The organism is Ottowia cancrivicina (assembly GCF_029813755.1).
Lineage (GTDB): Bacteria > Pseudomonadota > Gammaproteobacteria > Burkholderiales > Burkholderiaceae_C > Ottowia > Ottowia massiliensis.
In genome coordinates this window covers 1-322 of record NZ_JARVII010000116.1, presented here as the reverse complement: position 1 = coordinate 322, position 322 = coordinate 1, and the positions used below count along the sequence as shown (strand labels likewise).

Genomic DNA, 322 nt, shown 5'->3' with positions numbered 1-322 from the left:
AAGCACGGGCTGTGCGCGGTGAGTTTGAGGGGCAGGCTGGCTTCGGCCAGGATTTCGCCTTGCACGTAGTTGGTCAGCGGCACTTCGGCGGTGGGGATGAGGTACATCGGCTCGGCCTGGCCTTCCTGCCCGCCTTTTCGGGCGGCGAACAAGTCGGCCTCGAACTTGGGCAGCTGGCCGGTGCCGCGCAGCGCCCGGTCATTGACGATGTAGGGCGTGTAGCACTCGGTGTAGCCGTGCTGCTGCGTTTGCACGTCGAGCATGAATTGCGCCAGCGCCCGGTGCAGGCGGGCGGCGGGGCCGCGCAGAAAGGCAAAGCGCG

General features: G+C 67.4%; 1 pseudogene. It reads right to left on the bottom strand.

The features are described from left to right. Positions 1–322 (bottom strand): annotated as a pseudogene (locus QB898_RS13295) (serine--tRNA ligase); the annotation flags it as partial.